Raw genomic sequence first — 22,479 nt, 5'->3', positions numbered from 1 at the left:
AACGTATCCTTCGGATTCATACCAGGCTCAAAGAAAATAGATTTCAGATAAAAGACATTTTTTGTATTTATGAAATTGTAGAAATGCGATCGCTTGTCTGTTTTCAAGGATGGAGTGCGATCGCTCAAAAAAAGTTATAATTTATGGAATACTCTTAATTCATGCCTTATGCTAACTACATACACCGCAAAATATACAAAAATTAATAGCGGATATATGGGACAACTAATTGAATGGCAAGAAGTCATTACAGAAGGTGAAACTTTAGAAGAATGCAGAGCTATGTTACAAGATGCAATCAAAGAAATGATTCTTGCATATCGGCAACAAAATAAAGAAATTCCCACAGGAAACTCTTTATTGGAACAAATTCCTGTAGAAGTTTAATCATGTCCGTAAAACGAAAAGATTTAATTAAGTATTTAATTAAGTATTTAGAAGAAAATGGATTTTATTTATTACGTGAAGGCGGAAATCATTCTATTTATACTAATGATATAAAAACTATTCCTGTCAAAAGACATCGCAGCATTGATCGTATTACTGCAAATGCAATCTGTAAACAAGCTGATTTATTACCTAAATTTTAAACCTTATAGTGTCACTTTCTGTATTTATAGAGGATGAGGAGCGATCGCATTTATCTAAATAATTGGAAGCGATAGCGCTCCCTAGGAATCGCTCGTTTATCGTTAATGATTGTAGGGGTTTAGCAATGCTAAACCTATCATTGATTGTGGAAAATTAAGAGCGTACCTTCTCTGCGAAATGCTACCGTTAACGGTAAACTCCAGTGCTAATGCCTTTTGAGTATTTATTGTGGAAATGATCGAGATATAGTAAAATTAAGTTATACCATAAGTCAGATAAAAGGTATAACTGAATGACCAGTATCAAAACAGCTATTTCAATAGAAGAATCACTGTATGATCAAGTCAACGCTTTAGCAAATGAAATGCAAATTCCTCGTAGTAAATTATTTGCTTTAGCAATGGAAGAATTTTTGCGGCGTAAAAAACATCGTCAATTGCTAGAAAGTGTTAATGAAGCTTACGCAGATGATCTAGATGAATCAGAAGGAATCATGTTAGAAAAAATGCGACATCATCAAGGAAAATTACAGCAAAAAGAATGGTAATTAAGCAAGGTGATATTTATTGGATTGATTTGGGAGAACCAATAGGAGCAGAACCAGCTTATATCCGTCCTTATGTAGTAATCCAAAATGATTTACTAAACCGTTCTCAAATCAGAACAGTAATAGTTTGTGCATTAACTTCTAATTTGAGACGAGCTAAGGCGATAGGTAATGTGTTACTAGAGTTAGGAGAAGCTAATCTTGATAGGGAAAGTGTGGTCAATGTATCGCAAATTTTTACAGTAGATAAAGCTTTATTAACTGATAAAATAGGTACGTTATCCAAAGAAAGAATTAGACAAATTTTAGCAGGATTAGTAATAGTAACGGAACCACAGGAAATAAGTTGGGATGATAATTAGACTCTTTGATAGATGCAGTTTGTGAGATAAAATGGTTAGCGATCAGCCATTCAATTTTTAGCCACCAAATTAGCTAAAGAAGAGGGAAATTTAGTAGAAGAATCACTTGAGTATGGTGAGATAAACTTCGTTAAAAAGATGACTAAATAATCTCACAATTTCGTTTCTACTGTTCCTTTTGAGGGATTATTACGGATGATTTCTGGTTGTCCCCAAATAATTGTTTCTTGCTTGTAAATGACTAATCCTGGTTTAGTACCTTTAGGTTTGTAGACGTGCTTTGGTTGAGTGTAAACTACTGGAACTTGGTCACTTTGACGAGCGCGACTGAAGTAGGCGGCCAGATTGGCGGTAAACTGTAAATCGGTTTCTTCTGCCACTGCACCCGGTTCTAGACGTAGCAGGACATGGCTACCGGGGATTTCTTGGGCATGAAACCAGATGTCATAATCGCCGGCTACCCGAAATGTCAATTGGTCATTTTGGATATTGTTGCGACCAATTAAGACTTCAAACCCGCTAGGGGTGCGGTAACGATGGAAATTGATGCTGGCATTTTCCTGGGGACTACGGCTACGGTATTCTAAGGCTTCTAGATATTTTTGGCCAATTAATTCATCACGAATTTCTTCTAAAGCTTGTAAATCTGCTGATGTTTGGTATTTCTCGATTTGGGAAATAGCTGCTTCTACTTGTTCCAAATAATCAATTTCTGATTGCACCGCAAATAGTAGTGGTTCAACAGCAGCACGAGCGCGTTTGAGTTTTTGGTGCTGTTTATAAAGCTTTTGGGCGTTTTGAACGGCGTTTTTATCTGGGAGGAGAGCGATCGCAGTTGGTTGACCAGTTTCAAAGTCTAAGAGGATAATTTCTTTCATCCCCGGTTGCCAATTTTGCAAATATGCCATCAATAAATCAGCTTTTTGGCGATATTCATCGGCTTGATCTGACTGCTTTAAGCGATCGCTAAAAGTTTGGGCTTTAGTCCGCAATTTCCCCAAAATATTACTCAATTTCTGACTCAACTGATGACGCAATTGAGTAAATACCTGTTCATTTAACTCGTCGGTATAATATTGATTGAGTAATACTTGGATATCTTTGACTGGTGCAACAACACCCCAACCCATGACAGTATATCCATTTGCTGTCCAAGCAGGTTGGAATTTGCCAATTTCCAAAGCTTGTAGCCATTCTTGCCAACGTGTAAATAGCCTGTGCCAATCATCGACACTCAGGGTATCAGTGCTAGTTTCCGGGGCTATATTTGCTACCAACAACATCGTATCTAGCAAAGCTGCACTTAAACCCCGATAATTTTTCAGGAGTTGCCGCTTAATTGCACCTGGTACTAAACTAACCCGTTCTTGCCAGCGTGCTTGAGATTCGCTCAAACTGGGAATGGGTCCCGTTTGTTTGGGTGGTGGTTCATAAGGTTGTCCGGTTTGAATGGGACGAACGCTAGATTGTTGCTGACTAACTTGATGAGCAGCGGTGATAATCAAATTATTGGCATCGGTGAGAATGGCGTTACTGTACTTACCCATCACCTCCACATACAAGTGATAGAGGGCATCTTCACCGGGACGACGGGCAAATTGTAAATCAATTACACGTTCCCAAGAAGCGATCGCTGTAATTGACACTAACGCCAAACCACCCAACTGATGAATTAGTTGCTGACTAAAGGTAAATGTATCTGGTGTGCGTGGTGGTGGTTCACCAATACAAATGCGTGTAGCTTGGGGATGCCAAGAGACATCTAGCCAAACCCGTTGTTCTAAAGTTCGTAAGGCAATGGTAACTGTATAGCGATCGCGCTGGTATACCTGTTCTGTCCGCGAGGGAAGCCAGTTAGCGCGTAGTTCGCTACAAGCCGCTGTGAGAGTAGTAAAATCAACTGGTTGCAAAACGATTAGGGAGTGCTGAGTTCTGAGTGCTGAGTTCTGAGTGCTGAGTTCTGAGTGCTGAGTTCTGAGTTGTGAGTGCTGAGTTGTGAGTTTTGAGTTTTGAGTTTTGAGTGCTGAGTGCTGAGTTTTGAGTTTTGAGTGCTGAGTTCTGAGTTCTGAGTGCTGAGTGCTGAGTGCTGAGTTCTGAGTTAAAAATAAGATTAATTTAGACCTCGCTCTAAAAGTATTCCGGAATGCAGAGCTTTACTTCACTAAATACTCAGCACTCAGCACTCGTTACTCAGCACTCAGAACTCGTTACTCCTGAATCTCATTGCCAGGGTGAAGGAATAGCTGTGGTTGAAAGCACTTCTTTTGCCATCAGCCTTAAACCTGTTTTACCACAACTGGGGCATTCAATCTCAAGATACTCTGAAGCTGTTACATCTACCTCACTCAAAAGACCTTGTTTACAATGCCAACACTCAAAAATAACCCGACTAACTGGTTTGTTGCAATCTAGTATCTTGATGTGTTGAGAAGCCGTAGGTTCGGCTTCTGTTCTTCTGGGCTTAGGAAATTTTTTGAGTTCTTGAACTTCCATTGTTTTACCTGCCTAACTCTTTATTGACTTTACCTCAATCTCCAGGCATGGAGAGTTAAAATATGGATAGGAAACAGGGTGAAATCTGAACCACTTCTATGTTTAAAGAGTAAGCAACGCCGGTTCTTTCACTGGTTGCATGAGTTGGGTGTATAGCTGATCTAGCTGCATGGCTACACCATCCCAGCTAAATTTACTCATCACCCGTCTATGACCCGATTGACCCAGTTCTGCTCGCCATTCGGGATTGCTGAGAATGCGGTCAATGGCATGACTAAAGGCTGCTACATCTTGGGGTGGTACTAATAAACCAGTGTTTTCATTGACTACGGTAAACTGAAGTCCACCGACATCACTAGCTATAACTGGTGTTCCACTGGCCATTGCTTCCACTGCTACCAATCCAAAGGGTTCGTAGTGACTAGGAACAACGCAAACATCAGCAGCCGCATAGTAAGTTGGTAGAACTTCTTGACTAAGAAGACCAGGAAAACAAGTAAATTCGCTCATTCCCAATTCGTTGACAATAGACTCAATGCGATCGCGTTCTCTACCATCGCTGTTACCTGGTGTACTTCCACCACCAATAATTAGTTTCAGGTCTTTTGAGCCATAAAACTGCGACTCACGCACTGCACGCACCAAGGTTTCTATGCCTTTGCGCGGGTCAAAACGCCCTACATACAAGACAACTTTAGCATCTGCTTCAATTCCTAATGCTGCTCTAGCTGCTTCTCTTTCTACTGAGCCAAAACGCCGAATATCTGTACCACAGGGGATAATGTCAATTTCACCTTGATCAGAAACGAGCGATCGCATATGTTGCTTTTCTTGCGGACTTGTCGCCACAATTCTATCCGCAGTTTCCAAAATTTCTTTTTCTACTGCTAGGCGTTGACTAGCTACCAGAGGAATACTTTCTATTGTGTTGTATTTAATTATTCCTAAAGAATGATACGTGTGGACTTGTTTACTCCCTTGGATTTGTTTCAACTGCAACCCTACCCAACTAGAAAGCCAGTAGTTAGTATGAACCAACTCATATTTAATGCCGTTTTCTTGTTGAAATTGCAATAACTGTTCCACGAATTTTGGCAAATATTTAAAACCGTTATCTCGTGGTACAAACTCAATCGGACCGGCTGTTAAACGAATAGTTCGACATTGGGAGTTATGCTGAACAATCGTTTCTTGATTAGCACTCACCCTACGGCTAAACATATCAACTTTCCATCCGAGACGAGATAGCGCTTCACCCACTTGGAGTACATAAACATTCTGTCCTCCAGCCTCCTCTTTCCCAATTTCAATCGCCGGATCACCGTGAACTGAAATCAAGGCAATGCGTTTGTCAGTGGTAGACTTCATAAGTTGTATTTTGCTTATTTTCACAAGGTAGTAGGCCGTTTCAAGTTGGCGTTTTTCACGCCTTCCTGAATAATCTAGAAAGTCTTAGTAATTTTTATTTTAATTTAATTATGTCAGAAAAATTTATATATTGTTCATAATTCGGTAGTTTATTTCTAGTATTTACATTTAATTTATTGATAACTTAGTTTATAGTAAGAATATCCAATGATTTTGATAGATAAATCCCTATTTGCCTATAAAAAAATACAGCAATATCTATCAATTATGACATATCAATTAGCCATAAATAAACATCACTGTAGAAATAACACAGCACAATAAAAATGAATTTTAAATGTTTTAATTTCACATTTTAAAATAGCTATTCATACACATGAATAATGCTAATTACGTGTGAATTTTCTCCCATTAACTGTCAAGCACAGGGGGATTTTTGACCAACTTACTTTTTTAGTGATTGTATTAACAGATACTATTATGAAAAAATATTATTTTTTGTTAAATAAGATACATTCTTGTAAAAAAATTATAAATAGGGCTTGCGGAAAAAGTTTTTTGGTAAGGGCTAGGAGTCAGGAGTCAGAATTAGAAGGAGGTAAGAATAGTCTTGAATCTGGGTTTTTGATGGTGTCAACGCTTATTCCTTTAACCTTATTTGCATTTTCAACCTTCAAACTCTTGATATATAGCGTTTCCTAATCTAGTGAAGTACAAAATCATCTGCGCTTATCTGCGTCCATCTGCGTTTAATTATTACAGCTTGTACCTCACTTGAATGGTAATTGCTATATATTAGGTTTTTGTTTTATATGCCTAACGGCACGCTCCGCGAACGGCAAACCCTAAAAATGAGAGTAGAGGCTCTGCCTGTGTGAACGTATTTAATTATACTAAATAAATTAAAATTGAGCAGTGCTGAAGTCCTAGTCTGGCTTTCGGCACTGCTCAATACCTTTTTGATTGGTGTTGGTTTGCACAAGAAACAGTCCCACATGGGGGCTGGTGATTTCAGTTTTAGATTAGTGGCTGGTATTTATCATCAGCAGACAAGCCAACTCACTCAGATAAAAAATAATTAAAAATTAAAAATCAGCATAATTTGCGATTCTTAATTTTTAATCTCTATTGTCTAAAAAGATCAGTTTGTAGTTTGTGCAGCCAGCATCTGTTTCAGCTTTTCTAAGTCAGCCGCCCAACGGGGATCTGGACGAATAGTGTCTGAATCAACATTGCTAGTTGTTTCACGCACACTACCACCACCACGCCGAGACTTCTTAGCGCCTTTTTCACGACGACTTTCTTTGTTGATGCTAGGTGTGGGGATACTAGTAGCTGTACTAGCCACTTTAGGAGCTTGCTCATCACCCTCTTCACCTTTGGTGCGAGGTAATGCCTTCTCTAGCTTGATGGCAGTGTCTTTGAACATTTGACCATTATACTTTTCAATAATTTGGTCTGCTTGTTCGTCATTGTTCACTGTTAAAAAACCAAAACCACGACATTTGCCTGTTTTGCGGTCTTTAATTAGTTTAGTAGTGACAGCATCGCCTTCTTCTGCAAATACTGCTTGCAAGTCTTGACGATCTATTTCTTCTTTAGGCAAATTACCTATGTATAGGCGAACGGACATGAACTATACCTCCAGAGTTTAAATGAACTTGTCTTGACAAAACAATTACCTTGGCTTTGGCTTTTAAATAGATGCTATTAACTAAAATCGCCATAAACCAATTTTTTTAATCCAAACTGCCAACCTATACAATACAGTTTTTTGTTGGGATCAAGCTTATTTAAGACAAAAGGGCTACTGCGCCCAGCTAATACCACCTTAATTCTAAGAATTGTAAATTTAATAGCCCACCGTCCGCCACAGTAAATGAATTCTTTCTAGGTTTTATCGACAGAGTAAAATACCATCTCTTCAGATTATCACGGTATTTTTCATGTAGCTAGTTCAGCACCTACATTTCTGCCAATAGCATTACTGCATCCTAGCATAAAGTATAATTTTTGGACAAGTTATAGAAATGGGAAACAAAAAGCGGTCAGTGGCTGCTGTATTGGGAGCATAAGTCGGGATGGATTTAGTGGTGACAGGCAGATTAATAACCAATGTGGGGGGCTGAGTTGCTGATTTAGTTAATAAATGTAACATTTTTGGAACTTAACTGCAACTTGTGTTTACGTTTCATGTGATGTGGTCAATAAATTGCAGTGTTATCTTGTCAGAGATTGCGCTGTCAACATAATATATGCCCCCCATGCTTGGGCGACGACGGCTAAAACAGTAGACCAAATGGGATGAGGACTGTTAATGGTTTTGCCACTTTGAGTTTCTAGGGTTTGGATGTCTATCCAAGGTGTTGCTCCTCTTCTTAACCAGCCTGTAACGATAATTTGGCGACCAATCCATTCAGTCGGGTTGATTGACTGTCCTAACCAAGGAATGTGGTGTAATTTCATTAAACCTGTGCTGGATTGTAGGATGAGGTCTTGTCCGAGACAGTTAGCAGTACCCCGACGGCCTAATAGTTTACCCGCAAGACGGACGCTGACACTATCGAGTGGTAAAACGGAGGGGTCGGTTAATAACTGGGAGAGGTGGTTGTCGGCTTGTAAGTTGAAGGGTTTAATTTCTGGAAAAAAGGCATTAATCCGCATGACTGTACCGATGCTAAAGCCAATCATGAAGAAACCGATTACGAAATTCCAATCATCGTAAATCCATTTCAGGTTTAACAAATGCATGGCAAATGCAGTTTGCCAAATTAACCAGAATAGAACTGCTAAGAGAAAACTGATGGGAATTCCTAACCAAGGGGCGATTTGTAATAAGAATGACTGAGGCTTGACTTGGCAGGATTGTTCAATGGTTAGATGCAGTTCAGGTTCTAAATGCCAATGACGGGCTATTTCACATAAGCGTTCGATGCGATCGCCCATTAAGGGGTGGCTATTGTTAATGGTAAACCATCGCCGATAGGGATTGAAGTTTTCCCACGTTAAGAATGACTCAAAGGAAAGATGCCCTACTATACTTCCTAAAGAGAGACTTTGTTGGTAGCTGACTGGTGCCAAGAGATTCAAACTTTCTAACTGCCAGCTGGTGCGTTCTTGTTTTTGAATATCACCAGCAACGCCAATGGTAATCTTCAGTAAGGCACGAATTAAGCCATTGGGATTGCCTGTAATTTCGGCGGCATGGCGATCGCTATAATAAAGCCGAAACCGGGAATTAAGCAAAGTTGTACCAGTCAGTAAACACCAAATGCCATAGGTCAGCCCAGCCAAACCAGTAAAAATCCAGCGCCAGATTTTCTTTTCGCTTTTGTTTCCCCACAATGATACTTGCTGGTACAGTTGATAAAACGGCATAGTTACTAACAATGCCAAGGACATAACATTAAAATCCCATCGGCCAATTTGTCCGAGAGCAAGTGCATAGATAGTCGCTATTTCGTCATCTGTTAATTGTTCTAACAGACCCTGACTCACGGTGATTCTGGCAGTACTGGGTAGATTACCATAGGACAGCATGATCGGTGCTGATATTGGTAAAACTCGTAATTTGGGAATTTTCCAGCGACGCTGTTGACAAGTTCTTTGTATTACCCGAAATGCCTCACGACTGTGAGTATGTAAATCTTCTTTGGATAGGTGTTCTTGACTATAAAAGCTTGCTAATAGCCCATCTATCAACCAAGGTGACAAACCAATCAAAACCAACAATAAAACTAGTATTAATAAACTAGGATTGCCATATAAAAGCGGTAATGGCCTTAAATAGGGAAGTTTCTCTAAAATCTGGTTGATTAAACCCATTGAGAATCTGAGTAATGCTCGCAACACCCAAAATAGCGCCATGAATGTTCCTGCGGCTAGTAAGCAGGAGAGCATGGAGAGGATGAAGTTCGGTTTTCGTAGGGGTTGCCATATTTTGGCGCGTCTGGCTTGTCGCCAAAATATGTTAATCGGTTCAGTTTTTGTTCTACCGACAGAGCCTATTAAGCCAGTATTTGATAGTTCAGGGGAAGTAGCAGGGATACTCTTTTTAATCACACCCTCTATAGGTGGGTGTGTTGACATAGCCTCAACTGGGGGAGTATCTAAAGAATTATCAAAGTTGACAAATTCGGTTGCAATTTTTTTGCTTTTTTGATGGCGTTTTTGGCGTTTTTTCAGGTGTTCGAGAGCGCGTGTTGCCCACTCTTTAACTTCTGGATTACCACTCGCAATCAGATTCTGACATAGGGCGATCGCTTGAGTAGCTTCTCCTGTGCGTGCATAGGCCATCACCAAACCCACCTGGGCTTGCAAGCAAGTATTACTCTGATTCTGGCTGCCAGCAATAGGTTCAAGTTGAGTAATTGCTGCGTAGTAATTTCCCTCCTTGAGGGCAGCTAAACCAGCCTCCAAAGACGATTTTTCATGTGAAGGCATACAAATTTTGGCACTCCAATTTCTTCAAGGTGAGACACGTTGGTGTAAAAGTGCAAAATTGAGATACTGTGATAATTCGGATAAGAATGACGACGAATCAAGTTGCTAATTGCTCCCTTGGTTGTGTCAAAAGTGAATTATTCCTCTACAGTTTTTGGATAGATTCAGACCGGAGCGATATTAACCGTGGGCGGAGCGATACCTACAGTGGGCGGAGCGATACCTACGGTAGGCGGAGCCGTCGCACTTAATTTCAATTCTGGATGATCTCCTTCTAGTTGTTGACAATTCCATTCGTTGCGGAATAGCAACACTGGCCTTCCCATACTGTCTTTCACAGTAGTTGTATTGAATAAACGTCCCACCTGATTCAAAGCTTCCCAACCACCCTCAACCCAACGGGCAACACTGTAGGGAAGTACATCTAGTATAGTTTCTACACCATACTCATTTTGTAAACGGAACTGCACCACTTCAAATTGCAACTGACCCACCGCTGCCAAAATAGGATCGCGTTTGGCTTCATCAGTAGAGTACATAATCTGCACAGCACCCTCTTCTCGTAATTCGGAAACGCCTTTTTGAAATTGTTTAAATTTGGAGGGGTTGGGGTTTCTGAGAGTGGCAAACAGTTCTGGTGAGAAGTAGGGAATTCCCTCATATTCCAGTTTTTGTCCTGTATAAATTGTATCGCCAATTGCAAAAACGCCGGGATTATTTAAACCAATTACATCACCAGGATAGGCAACATCAATGGATTCCCGTTCTTGAGCGAAGAGTTTTTGCGGTCGAGATAGACGGACAACTTTACCTGTGCGAGCATGGTTAACTGTCATATCTTTTTCAAACTTACCTGTGCAGACCCGGATAAAAGCCACTCGATCTCTATGCTTGGGGTCCATATTGGCTTGGAGTTTGAAGACAAATCCGGAAAACTCTGGGTAGCTGGGGGGAACTTCGCCAACGGTACTGCTATGTGTACCTGGTTTCAGGGCATAGTCGAGGAAGTACTTGAGAAATAACTCCACACCAAAATTAGTCATGGCGCTACCAAAGAATACGGGTGTCATTTTTCCTTGATGCACTAAATCTAAATCTAAATCGCCTCCCGCCCCTTCTAACAGTTCTAAATCACTTTTTAGTTGGTGATAAAGGTCTTGTTCTAGTAATTCTTCAATTGAGCGATCGCCTAATTCGATGATGGTATCACGGGCTTCTTTGCTGCCGTGGGAGCTACGTTCAAACAAATGGATTTGCTGTTGGTGGCGATCAAAAATGCCTTTAAAGCGATCGCCCATCCCAATCGGCCAATTCACCGCATAGGTCTGTAAACCCAATTCTTGCTCAATCTCATCCAACAGTTCTAGAGGTTCTCTTCCTGGGCGATCGAGTTTATTCACAAAGGTGAAAATAGGGATACCCCTGAGCTTACACACTTCAAACAATTTCCGAGTTTGGGGTTCCAACCCTTTAGCAGCATCAATCAGCATCACTGCATTATCAGCAGCGGCTAAAGTTCGATAGGTGTCTTCACTAAAATCTTGGTGTCCAGGAGTATCAAGTAAATTAATCTGACAATTGCGGTAGGTAAATTGTAACACCGTCGAAGTAATAGAAATACCCCGTTGTTGTTCCATCGCCATCCAGTCAGAAGTCGCTTTCCGCTGCGCTCTCCGGGCTTTCACTGCCCCAGCTTCGTGGATAGCACCCCCGTATAATAATAGTTTTTCTGTTAACGTAGTTTTACCAGCATCAGGGTGAGAAATAATCGCAAAATTGCGACGTAGTTCCACCGCTGCTAACAATTCATTTTCAATTTCCGTGGACATAATTGTAATTTGTTTGTTACCTAATTTAACTTAATGTAATCTTTTTCAGGACTAGGAATCACATTTGTAAATTCTATTAATCTTCACATCTGAATCAATATTACTCAATTCAGAAATTAATCAGTGAGATAGTTGACAAATGCCGAATTTTTTATTATGCTTTCATTATAGTGGAAATATGTGCGCTCATATATATAAGGGTTGATTTTCTTGGAATTATTAAATTATATGATTACGAAGTGTTTGGGAGTATAAATATCACAATCAGGATTTACAGGATGTAAATTTGCCATATTAATTATTTTTTAACTCTGTTATTATTATATATTGATGTGTTAGATTTGAGAAATTATAAATAGTCTGCTAATTTTAAAAACTCTTCGCATCTATCAATTAGTAGTTTTGCATCTTCAGCATTCAAACGTTCAGAACGATCATAATCTCCCTTTAAACGGATTTGTTCTGCATCAATTAAATAACGGTGAAATTTAGGATCAATTTTACCAGTTCTAGCAAAAATTTCGCCAAATTTACTAATTACAGCGGAGTGTTTACTAAAACTGAGATTTTCACCTACTAGAAATGCTTCAGCTATGTAAAACATAGCATAATAAGCACGAGAAGCAGCAAAATCATGTAGATTTTCACTAGTTAAAATTTTAGCAGCACGCAGACTATCTTCAGCTTTTTGTACTAGAAACTGTTGTTCGTTGTTCATAGAAATAAATACCTTCTTTTTTAATATTTTTGATCAGCATTGTTTCTTCCTTCTCAAAACGACTAAGGGAGTAAAACAGGTTAGAAATTACTACGCTATATTTTAAACAAAGAGGACTGAGAAAAAAGCCTATTTTTTCAATTTCTTTGGTTGCTGAAAATACATCTTTGAGAACAATTAACACATCAAAATCTGAATCGGGAGTAGCATCACCACGCGCTTGAGAACCAAAAAGAATTACTGCAATTAGTTGATCTTGATAAGTTGCGAGCAAATTATCGCATAATTCCTGCATGATTTGTTCTAGTTTTGGGTGTTTCATCATTGTTTATCTGAGAAATTTGTCACAATCAGGATATCCAGGATTTGAGGATTTACAGGATTACATTAATAAGTGCTTCTTTAAAATTTGCAGCACTATGAAAATAAATTTGCGGCTTTTCGGTTAGAGCTAAATCTACCACTTCAGCTAATTTTATAGGTATATTGCCATTGCGTTGCAGAATGGGTACAGGATTATTTTGCAAGACATCCAACCAAGGATCTTCTGTAAAGTTACGAGGAACATATCCTGTTAACATATTATATAGACAAGCTGCACTTGCCCATACATCTACATCGGGTTTGGAATCTTTAAACTTTAGCACCTGTTGACGAGGAATAAAACCAGGTGTACCACCCGTTCTTTTTGTGAAAGTTTGTCCACTTAAACCAGCTAAATCAAAGGACTTCGCTAAACCATAATCACCGATTTTTGCGGTCAGTTTACCATTAATATTACAGAGAAAGATATTATTTGGTTTTAAATCACGGTGAACCAAACCTTTACCTTTTGCAAAATTACCATTAGCTAATTTGACATAAGGAATTTCTGCATTATGGGTATATGTTAAACCATCTAAAACTTGGAGGATAATTCCTAAAGCCATATCTACAGATAATTTTCCTCCTAATTGCTGCATTAAATCAAAAACATTGCCACCTTCGTAATATTCCATAACTAAGAAAAACAAGTTTTCCGCATAACCATAATCTAATAATTCCACAACATGGGGATGTTTTAAAGCTTTCATGTTTTCAATTTCCCGGAGAAACATTTGTACATGAGTTTCATCTCCAGCAACCGCAGGTAACATGACTTTTAAAGCTACAAATTTACCAGTTTGGGAATGTTGCGCTAAATAAACTTCACCAAAACCACCTTTACCAATAGATTTGATAATTTGATAATTGCGTAAAGCTGTTAATTGTTTTTCACCACCTATAGCTAGTTTGATTAATTTTTGAATGACATCAAAAAGTTTTGTTTTCGCTTTTGGTTCTATTGGTTTGACAAATTCAGGAGTTTTAATATCAGGATTTTGATAAACTGGTTGGGGAATTTCAATCTGCACTCGCAAGACAGTATCACCTACAGTAATTTCATCACTATCTTGCAAATCATATTCAGGAAAATTCAATTTACCAGCTTCTTCTGGAGTTTGGTGAGATTGTCTAGCGCCAATTTTTGTATTATTTATATAAGTTCCGTTTAAACTTCCTAAATCTCTAATTCTGATTTCTGGAGGGTTAATATCTAATAAACAATGATAGCGGGAAACCCGTTTATCAAATTCATTGGGGATTGATAAATGACAATCATCATTTCTACCAATTAAACAAGTAGTGCGACTATCGAATATATATTGTCTACCTGATAGTTTACCTGTGGTAATAGTTAGGGTGATAGTAGATTGCATATTTGAGGATTTTTTGTCTGAATCAGGATTTTCAGGATTTAAAGATTAACAGGATGTTATTGGATGATTTTTGATGAGGAGTTGGTGATTTTATTTGTCAGATGTTGATCTATTTCATTAAATTGTTGAGTATTAAGTGAAAATTCACTTTCATCTTCTTTTGTCCATGTTCCAGCAAGATAATCTAAATCATGGTAAGGATAGGAATTAGAAAGATATTTTTCGGATGTTTCTAAGGTTTCTGGTGGTATATTTTGGGATGAGAAAATACCATTTGTTACACTACTTATTTTATCTGTAAATTCTTTTATCCATTGATAAAGATTATCTAGCTCTTGTTCTGGTATTTTGTCAATTTCTGCTTGAATAAGTTTTTTTACAGTCATAACTTTTATTCCTGCTGGTAATTTGTTATATCAGAATCAGGATATCCAGGATTAAAGTATTTTCAGGATGTGGGTTGAGATTGATTTTTTTCGATCTAAATCTCGAATTGCTTGAGGTGAAATCAAACATTGATTCATTTTTTCTCCTCACGCGCATGACGAAATTTTGCCTGTATCTGTTCAACAACTGTTTCTAAAGGAACTCCTTCCCCTCGTTCTAATTCTGCTGCGGCTTCATTGACTTTAACTCTCACATCTTCTACCCAGTCTTCATATTCTCGTTGTTTTTCTTGTAAAAGTTCTAGAGCTTGATTAATAACAGCTTCAGCATTAGGAAATCTCCCTTGAGCTAACTGGTTTTGAATAAACTGTTCTTGTTCTGGTTTTAGGGTAATATTCATTGTCTATTTCCTATAACTGATAATCTTCATTATAAACGTAATTATCAGAATCAAGATATCCAGGATTTTCAGGATGTGGGTTGAAATTGAGATTTTTTGATGTCAGTATTTTTGCTATGTGGGGATTTTTTAGATATTAATCTTATTATGTAAGTTAATGATTGTTGGGTAATTCTATTTAAACTCTCACATTTTCAAATTAAAAATTGATTATTAAATAAATCTCTAAAAAATCACGTTTCAAACCAACATCCTGTAAATCCTTAAATCCTGGATATCCTGATTCAGACTTAATAATTTTCTGTAATCCTTAAATATTACAATTTACAAGTCTCGACACTAGAGAAGAGACGACACTGCCCACCCCTGCCCAGATCCGCCACCCGCCACCCCTCAGCCGCCAAAGGGAGTTATCAGGGAGGTGTCCTTCTGGTGCTTTTTTATCAAAAGTGATATCGCCGTAGAACAACCAGCAGTCTCCTTTCCTCCATCCCACCTTTTCCCCGAACTTTTCCCAAATGCCCTTGTTATATTCTCTTGTTCCACCTAAACCTTGGTAGATCTTTTTTTGAACAGAAAAACCAAACTTACCGTCACTATATTTTACCCACAATTTATCAATAGTGTGGAGATCTTCGCAGGGAAAATTATCAATATCTTTTTCTTCTAACCAACCTTCTTTTTCTCGATTGGAAACCGCTAATATTAACCGTGCTGTTTCTTTGTCTGCTTCTTTCCACTTCCCTTGTGCTAGATAATCACGCAGTTTACTATAGTCCATTGCACAGGATGATTTTAATTCTACTTCTGCTGGGTTTCCACTACTAACCAAACCCAAACTTTCCCGAAAATTCAACACTGTCCCAGTCCGTTTTTCCGGTTCTATTTCCATACCCTGCAAAATAGCATCATTCACCCTCTGACTAATCCGAGAATTATAATGTTTTGGTTCTGGTAAAGGTTCATCATCATATTTCCGGTTTTGCGCGGGAACTGGAGTAACTTCACCCTCTTTTTTCAGTCCATCTGCCGTGAGCAGATAATATAAAGTAGCAGCTAAAGCATAAACCTCTGTATAAGAACCAAAACTCCCTTTGCGTCGGTATTGTTCAATAGGTGCATAACCTTCTGTTAAAGAGACATGACTATATTTAGTTGCAATACTGCGAGTTAAACCAAAATCAATTAAAACCGCTTCTTGTTTATTTTGTCGCAAGAGAATATTTTGGGGTTTAATGTCGCGGTGTAAACTTCCTTTTTTGTGAACATATTCCAAAGCCTGACCAATTTGATCTATATATAATAGTGCTTCTGATTCTGATAATTGTCCTTTATTTTTGATATATTGAAATAAAGTTTCCCCATCAATATATTCCATCACTACACCAAAAAGTTGACCTTCTTGGATGACTTCATAGACTTTGAGAATATGGGAATGGTCAAATCCTTTAATTGTCAAGGCTTCGTTAATAAACTTAACCTGTTGTTCTGCAAAGTCATCCCTGAGTTGCATGGTTGAGTTCAGGGTTTTGATAGCGTATAATTTACCCGTGCTGGGTTCTAAAGCTTTGTAGGTAGTCCCAAAACCACCACTACCCAAGGGTTTACCTTGAATGATAAATCTACCGTTATTAATTTGTTGCCCTGGTTGCCAAATAATCATACCTTTGATAGTAGATACTACGGAAATTAATTTAATATCTTGTAAAAATTATATCATATCAAAATTAGGATACTCAATATTAAAGCATCAACATGATTTTATATGTCCAGTTTATCTTGACATCCTGAAAATCTTTAAATCCTGTAAATCCTGATTCTGACAATAGTATAAAATTAAAGTATGAAAAGGATTGATGGAGGAAATAATGTACGACAGCGATAAACGTAGACTATTATCAGCTTTGTGTCACGGGGCAATTTTTTTCAGCACTTCAATAATATCTGTTGGTTTACCTATAGCCATACTGTTTGTATCTGATGATCCTGTCGTTAAAGAAAATGCCAAGGAATCAATCAATTTCCACTTTAATGTTTGGTTATATGGAGCAATTCTGGGAGCTTTATTTTTTCTACTTGGTTGGTTAGTTTTACCACTAATCGTTTTGTTACCACTGGCCGGTTTAGGATATATCATCCACTGGGGACTCACAATTTGGGCGCTAATTGGTGTTTTTAATAACCCTGATCAACCTTGCCGTTATCCGTTTATTTTCCGAGTATTTTAGGGGGAAATTAGGTAGATTGACTAATCACAAACTGTTGATTTTAAAATTTACCCAAATGAATTGAATGATTTTTTGAAGATTGTTTTTTTGACTTTACTGTAAGAAAATGTCAACTAAGTTGTAAAATACAAAATTGCCCCACAGCTTCATCAACAGTAGGGCAAAGACAGTTAAGCACTGTTTCTAGTTTGTCTCAGATTCACAAGAGAAAAACTATCTTTTGTGACGCTTTGTTTTATGTCCATCATCTTTTTTGTTGATAAAAAATTATGTTTCCTACACATCGTCCCCGCCGTTTACGTACTCATCACCAACTCCGCCGCATGGTGCGGGAAACCGTTTTAACAACCAATGATTTGATTTATCCATTGTTTGCTGTTCCCGGCGAAAGTGTGGCTAAAGAAGTTAAATCTATGCCTGGTGTTTACCAACTTTCAGTAGATAAAATTGTTGAAGAAGCAAAGGAAGTTTATGATTTAGGTATTCCTGCTATTATCTTATTTGGAATTCCGGCAGATAAAGATGTAGATGCTACAGGTGCATGGCATGATTGTGGTATTGTTCAAAAAGCAGCAACCGCAGTCAAAGAAGCAGTTCCTGATTTAATTGTCATGGCTGATACTTGTTTGTGTGAATATACAAGTCATGGTCATTGTGGTTATTTACAAACTGGTGATTTAACAGGAAGAGTTTTAAATGATCCCACTTTGGAATTATTGAAGAAAACAGCAGTTTCTCAAGCAAAAGCAGGTGCTGATATTATCGCACCTTCGGGAATGATGGATGGTTTTGTGCAAGCAATTCGTGCAGGTTTAGATGAGGCGGGATTTGAAGATATCCCCATTATGTCCTATGCTGCTAAATATGCTTCGGCTTATTATGGTCCGTTTAGAGATGCGGCAGACTCAACACCTCAATTTGGGGATAGACGCACTTACCAAATGGACCCTGGTAATGGTCGTGAAGCACTGAAAGAAATTGAGTTGGATATTGCTGAAGGTGCAGATATGCTGATGGTTAAACCAGCTTTGGCATATATGGATATTATCTGGCGCGTTAAGGAAGCTACTAATTTACCTGTGGCGGCTTACAATGTGTCTGGTGAGTATGCGATGGTGAAGGCTGCGGCTTTAAATGGTTGGATTGATGAGCAGCGCGTGGTAATGGAAACTCTGACTGGGTTTAAACGGGCTGGTGCTGATTTGATTTTGACTTACCACGCTAAGGATGCGGCTCGGTGGTTGTAATAAGATAATGTCTCACGCAAAGGCGCAAAGGCGCAAAGATGATTTTGAGTGGCTTTGTGTTTGGGCGTGAGATTTTTTGGATAAGCTACAGGATAATTTTGGCATTGCATAATGGCGGTATGAATTATGTTTCGCGCAAAGGAGCAAAGTTTAAGATTTTGATAGCTTGCGTGGCGTAGCTATGCTACTAGTAAAAGCGTCACCGGCTGTAACGGGTGTTAAGGGAAAAATTATGATTAAGACCTCAGATAAAGCACCAAGCTACATTAATTTATTACAAACTTTTCCTCCTAGACCTATCAAATCTGATGAGGAACTGCTTGCTACTCAAAATGTAATTGATTCTCTGTTAGACAATACTCCATTAACACCAGATGAGCAAGACTATCTTGATTTACTAGGTACTTTAGTTTATGAATACGAGCAAACAAAAGAACCTGTTCCTGATATTTATGGAATAGAATTGCTCAAAGCTCTTATGGAAGAATATGGCTTTGGTCAAAAAGATTTAATTCCTGTGTTTAAGACAGAATCTATGGTGTTAGATATCTTAACAGAAAAAAGCGAACTCACTGTCAGTCACATCCAAAAGTTAGCAGGATTTTTCCATCTTTCACCTGCTGTTTTTCTACCGCTACCTACACAAGATTGATAATTTAATTATCAATCTAAATTATCTGCAAAATTGTTAATTCCTGAAAATCTTTCATCTAAGATGTTCAAAAATTGAGGATGTATTGACTGATATTTTTTTAGCTTACAGCACTTCCCGGTGTTATAAAGTACAAGAACCCCACCCCCAACCCCCTCATCGCTTGCGGGGAGGGGGCTAAGATGTACCTCATAAGAGCGGGAAGTGCTGTATTCTTTCACTATTCCCTGTTCTCTATATTCTTTGCATAATTATGCAATTTATTTTGTACGAGTATTTATGACAGGTTGGGTTGAAAAATTAGAAGCTAATCCACAATCCTCCTCCAACCCTGTGGCAAAATTGATCAGAGTCCTCAAAAACTGATTATTCCCAGCATGACCGCAACTATTCCTAATCTCCCTAGTCTCTACGAACCCTTCTCCACAGAAGCCAAATGGCAAAAATTCTGGGAAGAAAAACAAGTCTATAAAGCTGACCCCAACCATAAGGGCGAACCCTACTGTATCGTTATTCCTCCCCCAAATGTAACAGGCAGTTTGCACATGGGTCATGCCTTTGAAAGTGCGTTGATTGATACCCTCGTGCGCTACCATCGCATGAAAGGACGCAATACCCTCTGGCTACCGGGAACTGACCACGCCAGTATTGCTGTGCAAACTATTCTGGAAAAGCAACTCAAGGCTGAAGGTAAAACTCGCTATGACTTGGGACGGGAAAAATTCCTAGAACGGGCTTGGCAATGGAAAGCCGAATCTGGGGGGACAATTGTTAATCAACTGCGCCGTTTGGGTGTTTCGGTGGACTGGACGCGGGAACGCTTCACTTTAGATGCAGGTTTATCAAAAGCTGTTGTAGAAGCATTTATCCGCCTGTATGACGAAAAGTTGATTTATCGCGGTAATTATTTAGTTAACTGGTGTCCAGCTTCTCAGTCTGCGGTGTCTGATTTGGAAGTGGAACCAAAGGAGGTAAATGGTAATCTTTGGCACTTCCGCTATCCCCTGAGTGATGGTTCTGGTTTTGTAGAAGTGGCGACGACTCGACCAGAAACAATGTTAGGTGATACAGCAGTTGCGGTTAATCCCGGAGATGAAAGGTATAAACATTTAATTGGTAAAATGCTGACTTTGCCAATTATGAACCGAGAAATCCCGATAATTGGTGATGAATTGGTTGATCCTACTTTTGGTACGGGTTGCGTGAAAGTAACTCCAGCCCATGACCCCAATGATTTTGAAATGGGTAAACGTCATGATTTGCCGTTTATCAATATTATGAATAAAGACGGTACTCTGAATGAGAATGCCGGGGAGTTTCAAGGTCAAGACCGCTTTGTAGCTAGGAAAAATGTGATTTCTCGCCTAGAAGCAGATGGGGTTTTGGTGAAGATAGAAGATTATAAACATACTGTACCTTATAGCGATCGCGGTAAAGTCCCCGTTGAACCCCTACTTTCTACCCAGTGGTTTGTCAATATTCGCCCCCTTGCTGACAAAACTCTCGAATTCTTAGATAATCAAAATTCACCAGATTTCGTTCCCCAACGCTGGACAAAAGTCTATCGTGACTGGTTAGTAAATCTGCGTGACTGGTGTATTTCCCGTCAACTGTGGTGGGGTCATCAAATTCCCGCTTGGTATGCTATCAGCGAAACCGGCGGACAAATCACCGACTCAACACCCCATTTCGTAGCGCGAACGGAAGCTGAAGCTTGGGAAAAAGCCAAATCACAATTTGGGGAAAACGTTCAATTAGAACAAGACCCCGATGTTTTAGATACTTGGTTTTCTTCTGGTTTATGGCCATTTTCCACTTTAGGCTGGCCAGAAAAAACTCCAGATTTAGCAACTTATTACCCCAACGCCACCTTAGTTACAGGTTTTGATATCATCTTTTTCTGGGTAGCCAGAATGACGATGCTGGCAGGATATTTCACCGGACAAATGCCGTTTAAAACTGTTTATATTCATGGTTTAGTCAGGGATGAAAATAATAAAAAGATGTCGAAATCGGCAAATAATGGCATTGACCCATTATTGCTAATTGCCAAATATGGAACTGATGCTTTACGGTATACCTTAATTAAAGAAGTTGCTGGAGCTGGTCAAGATATTCGTTTAGAATATGACCGCAAAAAAGATGAATCAATATCTGTAGAAGCTTCTCGTAACTTTGCCAATAAGTTATGGAATGCTGCCAGATTTGTAATGATGAATTTGGATGGACAAACTCCAGCCCAATTAGGTAAACCTGAGCCGACAGAACTCAGTGATAAATGGATTATTTCCCGTTATCATCAAGTAATTAAACAAACCACTAACTATATCGACAATTACGGTTTAGGTGAAGCAGCCAAAGGACTGTATGAGTTTATTTGGGGTGATTTTTGTGATTGGTATATTGAATTAGTAAAATCCAGATTACAGAAAGATGCAGACCCCGCATCTCGCCAAGTTGCCCAGCAAATTCTTGCCTATATACTTGAAGGAATTTTAAAACTACTTCATCCCTTAATGCCTCATATCACTGAGGAAATTTGGCAAACCCTCACTCAACAACCAGCAGAAAATCCCCAAATTTTACCCTTACAATCCTATCCTGAAGCGGATGATAAATTAATTGATCAAGCTTTAGAAGAACAGTTTGAATTGTTAATTAATACTATTCGCACAATTCGCAATTTACGGGCGGAAGCTGATATTAAACCTGGAGTGAAAGTCACTGCTAATTTGCAAAGTGAAAATGCCAGTGAGCGTTTCATTCTCAATGCTGGACAATCTTATATTCAAGATTTGGCAAAGGTAGAAACTTTAACTATTACTGATAAAACTCTGATTGATGAACAAAAAAGCCAACCTGTTGCTACCAAATCAGCTTTTAAGGGGTTAAAAATTATTGGCTTAATTATTGTCGGACTTGTCTTGTTAAGAGTTGCTATTGTGGTCGGGAATGCATCTCTACGTATTCCAATTTTTGGTACTTTCTTTGAAACAGTTGGTCTTGGTTATGCAGGTTGGTTTATTGTTTACAATATACTCAATGCTGAAAGTAGACAAAAGTTATTTGCAAATTTGCCCAATCTATCCAAGCAAATTGATAACCAAAATCTACCACAGCCAGAACCTACCCAAACCGAAGAATCAGACAATTCTATTTCTGGTGTTGTTGGTACTGTTCAAGTTGTAATTCCCTTGAAAGGTGTGGTAGATATTGAAGCTCTCCGTGCCAAACTAGAGAAAAGTATCAGCAAAGCCGAAGCAGAAGCTGCATCCCTACGTGCTAGACTGAGTAATTCTAAGTTTGTGGATAAAGCTCCCGCAGATGTAGTTCAAGGTGTGCGTGATGCTTTAATAGAGGCTGAGAAACAAGCGGAAATTTTGCGCGATCGCTTGCTTACTTTATAACAAGTGAGAGGTAATCGGTGACAGGTGACTGAAAGAAATTGACCAATTACCAATTACCAATTACCAAT

The 22,479-nt window shown here is 38.8% G+C and carries 20 protein-coding genes; 8 read left to right on the top strand and 12 right to left on the bottom strand.

Going from position 1 to position 22,479, the window contains the following annotated elements:
• Nucleotides 1-93: 93 nt before the first annotated feature.
• From VB713_RS07460 to VB713_RS07445, 4 genes are all read left to right on the top strand, one after another.
• On the top strand, nt 94-387 hold the full coding sequence (locus VB713_RS07460) for a type II toxin-antitoxin system HicB family antitoxin (RefSeq protein WP_323310935.1): 294 nt from the start codon (nt 94-96) through the stop codon (nt 385-387).
• A 2-nt stretch (nt 388-389) separates the two neighbouring features.
• Nucleotides 390-590, top strand: a complete 201-nt coding sequence (locus VB713_RS07455; RefSeq protein WP_323310934.1) for a type II toxin-antitoxin system HicA family toxin — start codon at nt 390-392, stop codon at nt 588-590.
• A 293-nt stretch (nt 591-883) separates the two neighbouring features.
• Nucleotides 884-1,138 (top strand): ribbon-helix-helix domain-containing protein, encoded by a 255-nt coding sequence (locus VB713_RS07450; protein ID WP_323310933.1) that lies wholly within the window; start codon nt 884-886, stop codon nt 1,136-1,138.
• Nucleotides 1,132-1,500 carry a type II toxin-antitoxin system PemK/MazF family toxin gene (locus VB713_RS07445; RefSeq protein WP_323310932.1) on the top strand — a complete coding sequence of 123 codons (369 nt, stop codon included), beginning with the start codon at nt 1,132-1,134 and terminating at the stop codon, nt 1,498-1,500. Before VB713_RS07450 ends, VB713_RS07445 begins: the two co-directional genes overlap by 7 nt.
• Nucleotides 1,501-1,652: 152 nt before the next feature.
• Here VB713_RS07445 and VB713_RS07440 read toward each other — a convergent pair whose 3' ends face one another.
• The 12 genes from VB713_RS07440 to VB713_RS07385 form a co-directional block, all read right to left on the bottom strand.
• Nucleotides 1,653-3,410 (bottom strand): NFACT family protein, encoded by a 1,758-nt coding sequence (locus VB713_RS07440; protein ID WP_323310931.1) that lies wholly within the window; start codon nt 3,408-3,410, stop codon nt 1,653-1,655.
• Nucleotides 3,411-3,720: 310 nt separating this feature from the next.
• On the bottom strand, nt 3,721-3,993 hold the full coding sequence (locus VB713_RS07435) for a hypothetical protein (protein ID WP_323310930.1): 273 nt from the start codon (nt 3,991-3,993) through the stop codon (nt 3,721-3,723).
• A gap of 102 nt (nt 3,994-4,095) precedes the next feature.
• A complete protein-coding gene (locus VB713_RS07430; RefSeq protein WP_323310929.1) occupies nt 4,096-5,361 on the bottom strand; it encodes a glycosyltransferase family 1 protein in 1,266 nt (421 codons plus the stop codon).
• 1,141 nt (nt 5,362-6,502) lie between these two features.
• Nucleotides 6,503-6,994, bottom strand: coding sequence for an RNA-binding protein (locus VB713_RS07425; protein ID WP_323310928.1), 492 nt, complete (start codon nt 6,992-6,994; stop codon nt 6,503-6,505).
• A 587-nt stretch (nt 6,995-7,581) separates the two neighbouring features.
• The gene (locus tag VB713_RS07420; RefSeq protein WP_323310927.1) at nt 7,582-9,804 is read right to left on the bottom strand and encodes a M48 family metalloprotease; all 2,223 of its coding nucleotides are present in this window, start codon (nt 9,802-9,804) and stop codon (nt 7,582-7,584) included.
• 164 nt (nt 9,805-9,968) lie between these two features.
• On the bottom strand, nt 9,969-11,633 hold the full coding sequence (gene prfC / locus VB713_RS07415) for a peptide chain release factor 3 (RefSeq protein WP_323310926.1): 1,665 nt from the start codon (nt 11,631-11,633) through the stop codon (nt 9,969-9,971).
• Between the two features lie 349 nt (nt 11,634-11,982).
• Nucleotides 11,983-12,351, bottom strand: a complete 369-nt coding sequence (locus VB713_RS07410; protein WP_323310925.1) for a HEPN domain-containing protein — start codon at nt 12,349-12,351, stop codon at nt 11,983-11,985.
• Complete coding sequence (locus tag VB713_RS07405) at nt 12,314-12,676, bottom strand: nucleotidyltransferase domain-containing protein (RefSeq protein WP_323310924.1); 363 nt, start codon at nt 12,674-12,676, stop codon at nt 12,314-12,316. The genes VB713_RS07410 and VB713_RS07405 overlap by 38 nt, the downstream gene beginning before the upstream one ends.
• A 49-nt stretch (nt 12,677-12,725) precedes the next feature.
• Complete coding sequence (locus tag VB713_RS07400) at nt 12,726-14,090, bottom strand: protein kinase domain-containing protein (protein WP_323310923.1); 1,365 nt, start codon at nt 14,088-14,090, stop codon at nt 12,726-12,728.
• Between the two features lie 56 nt (nt 14,091-14,146).
• On the bottom strand, nt 14,147-14,476 hold the full coding sequence (locus VB713_RS07395; protein WP_323310922.1) for a hypothetical protein: 330 nt from the start codon (nt 14,474-14,476) through the stop codon (nt 14,147-14,149).
• Between the two features lie 134 nt (nt 14,477-14,610).
• On the bottom strand, nt 14,611-14,877 hold the full coding sequence (locus VB713_RS07390; RefSeq protein ID WP_323310921.1) for a ribbon-helix-helix domain-containing protein: 267 nt from the start codon (nt 14,875-14,877) through the stop codon (nt 14,611-14,613).
• 310 nt (nt 14,878-15,187) lie between these two features.
• A complete protein-coding gene (locus tag VB713_RS07385) occupies nt 15,188-16,540 on the bottom strand; it encodes a serine/threonine-protein kinase (RefSeq protein WP_323310920.1) in 1,353 nt (450 codons plus the stop codon).
• Nucleotides 16,541-16,745: 205 nt separating this feature from the next.
• Here VB713_RS07385 and VB713_RS07380 point away from each other — a divergent pair, with 205 nt between their 5' ends.
• The 4 genes from VB713_RS07380 to VB713_RS07365 all read left to right on the top strand — a co-directional run bounded on the left by VB713_RS07380 (nt 16,746) and on the right by VB713_RS07365 (nt 22,411).
• Nucleotides 16,746-17,105, top strand: a complete 360-nt coding sequence (locus VB713_RS07380) for a DUF4870 domain-containing protein (RefSeq protein ID WP_323310919.1) — start codon at nt 16,746-16,748, stop codon at nt 17,103-17,105.
• 269 nt (nt 17,106-17,374) lie between these two features.
• Entirely contained in the window at nt 17,375-18,352 is a 978-nt protein-coding gene (hemB, locus tag VB713_RS07375; RefSeq protein WP_323310918.1) for a porphobilinogen synthase, read from the top strand.
• Nucleotides 18,353-18,584: 232 nt separating this feature from the next.
• Nucleotides 18,585-19,004, top strand: coding sequence for a transcriptional regulator (locus VB713_RS07370; protein ID WP_323310917.1), 420 nt, complete (start codon nt 18,585-18,587; stop codon nt 19,002-19,004).
• Between the two features lie 377 nt (nt 19,005-19,381).
• Nucleotides 19,382-22,411 carry a valine--tRNA ligase gene (locus VB713_RS07365; RefSeq protein WP_323310916.1) on the top strand — a complete coding sequence of 1,010 codons (3,030 nt, stop codon included), beginning with the start codon at nt 19,382-19,384 and terminating at the stop codon, nt 22,409-22,411.
• Nucleotides 22,412-22,479 lie beyond the last annotated feature (68 nt).

It is taken from the genome of Anabaena cylindrica UHCC 0172 (genome assembly GCF_034931625.1).
GTDB classification, from domain to species: Bacteria; Cyanobacteriota; Cyanobacteriia; order Cyanobacteriales; family Nostocaceae; genus Anabaena; species Anabaena cylindrica_A.
This window is presented reverse-complemented; position numbering and strand designations above follow the sequence as displayed.

Excerpts from the sequence above, each read along its gene's own strand:
- VB713_RS07455 (WP_323310934.1), top strand. The coding sequence starts at position 390 with ATGTCCGTAAAACGAAAAGATTTAATTAAGTATTTAATTAAGTATTTA.
- VB713_RS07450 (WP_323310933.1), top strand. The coding sequence starts at position 884 with ATGACCAGTATCAAAACAGCTATTTCAATAGAAGAATCACTGTATGAT.
- VB713_RS07445 (WP_323310932.1), top strand. The coding sequence starts at position 1,132 with ATGGTAATTAAGCAAGGTGATATTTATTGGATTGATTTGGGAGAACCA.
- VB713_RS07435 (WP_323310930.1), bottom strand. The coding sequence starts at position 3,993 with ATGGAAGTTCAAGAACTCAAAAAATTTCCTAAGCCCAGAAGAACAGAA.
- VB713_RS07430 (WP_323310929.1), bottom strand. The coding sequence starts at position 5,361 with ATGAAGTCTACCACTGACAAACGCATTGCCTTGATTTCAGTTCACGGT.
- VB713_RS07425 (WP_323310928.1), bottom strand. The coding sequence starts at position 6,994 with ATGTCCGTTCGCCTATACATAGGTAATTTGCCTAAAGAAGAAATAGAT.
- VB713_RS07420 (WP_323310927.1), bottom strand. The coding sequence starts at position 9,804 with ATGCCTTCACATGAAAAATCGTCTTTGGAGGCTGGTTTAGCTGCCCTC.
- prfC (WP_323310926.1), bottom strand. The coding sequence starts at position 11,633 with ATGTCCACGGAAATTGAAAATGAATTGTTAGCAGCGGTGGAACTACGT.
- VB713_RS07410 (WP_323310925.1), bottom strand. The coding sequence starts at position 12,351 with ATGAACAACGAACAACAGTTTCTAGTACAAAAAGCTGAAGATAGTCTG.
- VB713_RS07405 (WP_323310924.1), bottom strand. The coding sequence starts at position 12,676 with ATGATGAAACACCCAAAACTAGAACAAATCATGCAGGAATTATGCGAT.
- VB713_RS07400 (WP_323310923.1), bottom strand. The coding sequence starts at position 14,090 with ATGCAATCTACTATCACCCTAACTATTACCACAGGTAAACTATCAGGT.
- VB713_RS07395 (WP_323310922.1), bottom strand. The coding sequence starts at position 14,476 with ATGACTGTAAAAAAACTTATTCAAGCAGAAATTGACAAAATACCAGAA.
- VB713_RS07390 (WP_323310921.1), bottom strand. The coding sequence starts at position 14,877 with ATGAATATTACCCTAAAACCAGAACAAGAACAGTTTATTCAAAACCAG.
- VB713_RS07385 (WP_323310920.1), bottom strand. The coding sequence starts at position 16,540 with ATGATTATTTGGCAACCAGGGCAACAAATTAATAACGGTAGATTTATC.
- VB713_RS07380 (WP_323310919.1), top strand. The coding sequence starts at position 16,746 with ATGTACGACAGCGATAAACGTAGACTATTATCAGCTTTGTGTCACGGG.
- hemB (WP_323310918.1), top strand. The coding sequence starts at position 17,375 with ATGTTTCCTACACATCGTCCCCGCCGTTTACGTACTCATCACCAACTC.
- VB713_RS07370 (WP_323310917.1), top strand. The coding sequence starts at position 18,585 with ATGATTAAGACCTCAGATAAAGCACCAAGCTACATTAATTTATTACAA.
- VB713_RS07365 (WP_323310916.1), top strand. The coding sequence starts at position 19,382 with ATGACCGCAACTATTCCTAATCTCCCTAGTCTCTACGAACCCTTCTCC.